This is a genomic window from Rhodoferax sp. UBA5149, from assembly GCF_002413825.1.
In the GTDB taxonomy this organism is placed as follows: domain Bacteria; phylum Pseudomonadota; class Gammaproteobacteria; order Burkholderiales; family Burkholderiaceae_C; genus Rhodoferax.
The window spans coordinates 1-4,823 of the sequence record NZ_DHXT01000131.1 but is presented as its reverse complement, the minus strand read 5'-3'; the positions used below and the strand labels follow the sequence as shown (position 1 = coordinate 4,823).

The 4,823-nt window shown below is 60.5% G+C and carries 3 protein-coding genes; all 3 read left to right on the top strand.

Annotation, left to right across the window (positions count from 1 at the left end; translation table 11 throughout):
• Positions 1 to 1,233, top strand: a 1,233-nt coding sequence (locus B3V69_RS11425; protein WP_296446621.1) for an alpha,alpha-trehalose-phosphate synthase (UDP-forming), incomplete at its 5' end; no start/stop codon positions are given.
• Positions 1,230 to 1,982 (top strand): trehalose-phosphatase, encoded by a 753-nt coding sequence (otsB, locus tag B3V69_RS11420; protein WP_296446619.1) that lies wholly within the window; start codon positions 1,230 to 1,232, stop codon positions 1,980 to 1,982. The genes B3V69_RS11425 and otsB, both read left to right, overlap by 4 nt.
• A complete protein-coding gene (locus B3V69_RS11415) occupies positions 1,979 to 3,757 on the top strand; it encodes a glycoside hydrolase family 15 protein (RefSeq protein ID WP_296446617.1) in 1,779 nt (592 codons plus the stop codon). Before otsB ends, B3V69_RS11415 begins: the two co-directional genes overlap by 4 nt.
• Positions 3,758 to 4,823 lie beyond the last annotated feature (1,066 nt).

The following is a 4,823-nucleotide window of genomic DNA, read 5'->3' as shown; positions in this document are numbered from 1 at the left end:
CGCCGCGTCTGGCTGAGCGCCGAGGAAGAAGCCGGGTACTACTACGGTTTCGCCAACGAGGGACTCTGGCCCCTGTGCCATATCGCCCATGTGCGACCCACCTTCCGCTCCAGCGACTGGGCCCAGTACGTCGCAGTCAACCACAAGTTTGCCAAGGCCGTGGTGAGCGAGGCCAAGACCAAGGCACCTATCGTGCTGGTACAGGATTACCACCTGGCACTTTTGCCGAAGATGATCCGCGACGAACTGCCGGATGCCACGATCATCACCTTCTGGCACATTCCGTGGCCCAATCCTGAGTCCTTCGCCATCTGTCCCTGGCGCGAAGAGATTTTGGCCGGACTGCTGGGCAGCAGTATTTTGGGTTTTCATACCCAATTTCACTGCAACAATTTTGTCGATACGGTGGATCGCTTTTTGGAAGCCCGGGTCGACCGGGAATCCTTCAACGTCTCCTTCGGCGGCAAGCTCACGGCGGTGCGTCGTTACCCGATTTCGATCGCCTGGCCGCCGGAAGCGGAGATGGTGCAAAAGACCGTGGCGGACTGTCGCAGCAGCATCCGCCAGCTGAACGACCTGCCGCCCGAGCACAAGCTCGGCGTCGGCGTCGACCGCCTGGACTACACCAAGGGCATCGTGGAACGCTTGCGGGCGATTGAGCGTCTGCTGGAGTTGAATCCGGACTGGGTTGGCCGCTTCACCTTCGTCCAGATCGCCGCACCGACCCGTTCCGGCATCGACGAATACCAGCATCACGAAGCGCAGGTGCGGGCCATGGCCGCGCGCATCAACGCCCGCTTTGCGCGCCAAGGGCCGCCGCCGATCGTGCTCAAGATCGAGCACCATGAGCCGCGCGCCGTGTATGAGTATTTCCGCGCCGCCGATCTCTGTTTCGTCAGCAGCCTGCACGACGGCATGAACCTGGTGGCCAAGGAATTTGTCGCGGCCCGCGACGACGAGCGCGGCGTCCTCATTCTCTCCGAGTTCACGGGTGCCGCCCGGGAATTGCCGGAGGCCTTGATCGTGAATCCCTACGATGCCGACCAGTGCGCTGCCGCCTTGCACCTGGCACTGACCATGCCGACGACCGAGCAGCGCGACCGCATGCGTTTGATGCGCGGCCTGGTGGCGGAGTTCAACGTCTTTCGCTGGGCCGGTCGCATGCTGCTGGACGCGGCCGCCATGCGCCGGCGCAGCCGGCTGACCGACAAGCCAGGCACTTCGACCGTATGAAGACAGCGCGCGCTCGCCTTCCTCCAGCGCCCCACCTGACCTGGGCCTATTTCCTCGATGTCGACGGCACCTTGATCAACATCGCCGACACGCCGGATGCCGTTCTGGTGGACAAGACGCTGCTCGACCTGATCGAGAATCTGTATCGCACGAGTGGTGGCGCCGTCGCATTGGTCAGCGGCCGCATGATTTCCGATCTGCAAAGTCGCCTTGGGATGGCACAGCTGCCGCTGGCCGGACTGCACGGGCTGGAGCGGCGCGATAGCGCCGGACGGCTATGGATTCACGCCGCCCCCCCGGCGGCCAAAGGCGCGATCAAGGACGCGCTGGCACCGGTGCTGGCGCGCCATCCCGGCCTGTTGCTGGAAGACAAGGGCCTGACACTGGCGCTGCACTATCGCATGGCCCCCCAACTGGCCGCCTACGTACACCAGATCATGGGCCGTTTGGCCAGTTCGCAGGGGCAAGACCTGGAGCTGCAACCCGGCAAACGCGTGGTCGAGATCAAACCGGCCGGCATCGACAAGGGCACCGCGGTGGCCGAATACCTGACGGAGCCGCCCTTTCTGGGACGGCGTGCGGTGTTCATCGGCGACGACCTCAACGACGAGCATGGCTTTGCCGAGGTCAACAAGCTGAACGGGATTTCGATCAAGGTGGGCCGGGGCGCCAGTTGCGCGCGCTTTCGCCTGCCCGACGTCGCAGCAGTAAGGCACTGGCTGGGCAACGCACTGAAAGGTACTGAATGAAAACTCTTGATTTGGCCCTGATCGGCAATTGCACCGTAGGCGCGCTGGTCGATGCGCGAGCCAATATCACCTGGGGCTGCTTTCCCCGTTTCGATGGCGACCCGGTGTTCTGCGCCCTGCTCAAGGAGTCCGACGACTATGGATTTTTCGCCGTCGAACTCGCGGATTGCGAACGCACCGAGCAGCACTATCTTGAGAACACAGCGATTCTGGTAACGCGGCTTTACGACCGTCAGGGAGGCGCCGTCGAGGTCAGCGACTTCTGCCCCCGCTTCGGCCAGCATGGCCGCACATTTCGCCCCATGATGCTGGTACGCCGCATCCGTCGGCTGAGTGGCAGCCCGCGTTTGACGCTGCGCCTGCGCCCGGCCTGCGACAACGGCGCGGCACGCCCGGTAATGACCTGGGGCAGCAACCATGTCCGCTACGTGGCGCCGACGCTCACGCTGCGTCTCACCACCGATGCCTCGTTGACCGCCATCATGCAGGAAACGTCGTTCTTCCTGGAGGACACCGTCACCCTGCTGCTGGGCGCTGACGAAACCGTCACCGAGGCGCCGGGCGAGGTCGGCCGCCGCTTCCTGGAGGAAACTACGCAGTATTGGGGCGAGTGGGTGCGCAATCTCGGCATTCCCTTTGAGTGGCAGGCGGCTGTAATCCGCGCCGCCATCACGCTCAAACTGAACACCTTCGACGATACCGGCGCCATCATCGCCGCCATGACCACCTCCATCCCCGAAGCGGCGGGCAGCAGCCGCAACTGGGACTACCGTTTCTGCTGGTTGCGCGACAGCTATTTTGTCGTCAACGCTCTGAACCGCCTGGGCGCAACCCGCACCATGGAACGCTATATTGCGTACATCGTCAACATTGCCGCCCACGCCGATGGCGGCCCGCTACAACCGGTCTACGGTATCGATGGCCGCGCCGAGTTGGAGGAACGGGAGGTCCCGGCGCTGGCCGGCTATCGTGGCATGGGGCCGGTGCGCATTGGCAACCTGGCCTACCGCCAGGTGCAGCACGACGTCTATGGCTCGGCGATCCTCGCCGCCGCCCATATTTTCTTTGACCAGCGTCTGACCCGGCGCGGTGACGAAGCCTTGTTCCGTCGCCTGGAGCCGCTGGGTGAACAGGCCAGGCGCTGCCATGACCAGCCGGATGCGGGTCTGTGGGAGCTGCGCGGCAGCGCGCGCGTGCATACCTTCTCCGCCGTGATGTGCTGGGTGGCCTGCGACCGCTTGGCCAAGATTGCCCGTCAACTGGGGCTGGCCGAGCGCACCGACTACTGGCTGGATCAGTCGCACCAGATTCACGCAACCATCAGCCGACGCGCCTGGAACGAAGCGCGCGGCGCCTTCGTCTCCACCTTCGAGGGCGAGGCGATGGATGCCAGCCTGCTGCTGCTGGTCGAGGTCGGATTTCTCGATGCGAACGACCCGCGCTTTGCCGGCACCGTCAGCGCCGTGGAGCAGGACTTGCGCCGCGGTGACTTCATTTTTCGCTACATTGAAACCGACGATTTTGGCGAACCGGAGAACGCCTTTCTGGTCTGCACGTTCTGGTATGTCAACGCCCTGGCCACGCTGGAGCGCCGGCAGGAGGCGCGTGAGCTGCTCGAGAAACTATTGGCGTGTCGCAACCGTCACGGCTTGCTGGCCGAACACATCGATCTGCGCAGCGGCGAGCAGTGGGGCAACTTTGTGCAGACCTACAGCATGGTGGGCTTGATCAACGCCGCGATCCGGTTGTCGATTCGCTGGGACCAGGCTTTCTGAGTGCTGCCCTGGCGCCCAATGGCGTCTCCACTGAGCGCGGGGCGGGTGCGATTGAACTTGCGTGGGGCACGTGTCAGCCCGATATACGCGTGAAAACGCTGCGACACTACATCGGCATCGAAAACCGCAAGTGACGCCGATGAAAGATACGCTCCACCGATGGCAGATTCACGCCTTGAGTTTCTTGAGTGATGTGTTTGCCATGTGCAAAAAAGATCGGCAAGTAAAGACGCATGGAATCTGAATAGCATGCCCCTGCATCCATCACAGGCTGAATTACCGTTGCAGCGCTTGCCAATGCGCCGGACAAAAAAAGGAGCCCCGAAGGGCCCCAAGCTCGAGTTGGCTGTACCGGCCGCTTAAACTGGTACAGTTGGCTTATTATATTTGAACACATGTGTTTAGGATATCAAGGAATTACCCTAACTTACTCCTGAAGCACAAAGTTCAAAATCAAACTAAGCCGAGGTAATTTTTTTGAAAATTCAACCCAAATTCTTAGCAGAACTCAGCAATTGCAGGAGCTCGCGCATTGGTTGGCAAAAATGTGTCTGCAGCTCGCATCAAAGCTAAGAAAATTTACAGGCGCTGCCATCGTTTTTTTTGAGCCCTTGATGTAGATTTTTTCACCTGTATGGTCCTGCAAAAATAGGAGCCACTCTTGAAGGTGTCATTCAGTTGAAACAATTTCTTTATCTGGTGTTGGCGTTGATCGTAGTCTTTGATGCGGCGGAAGGAAATCCCTGCTCAACCAGGGGCTGCGAGAACGCAAGTCCGCAGCGATGAGGAATACGGGGGGGGGAAATATCGGAATACCTGACTGCAGGCCTCCGTGAGATTCCTGATGAAATCACCAAACGCATCTGTAACGCCAGAATAAACGCCTTGATGCACTATGCGTATCGATCTTCCTAATTGGTCCACGAATGGAAAATCCGAGGAAAATCGGTTGCCGAGTTGGCTATCAGTTCAACCCATTACCGTGGAAAACGATAAGAGGCTGAGGTTCAATATTGCCGCGCCCTCATGTCCCCAAATTGACCCTAGCATTCCATGCTTGTTGTTT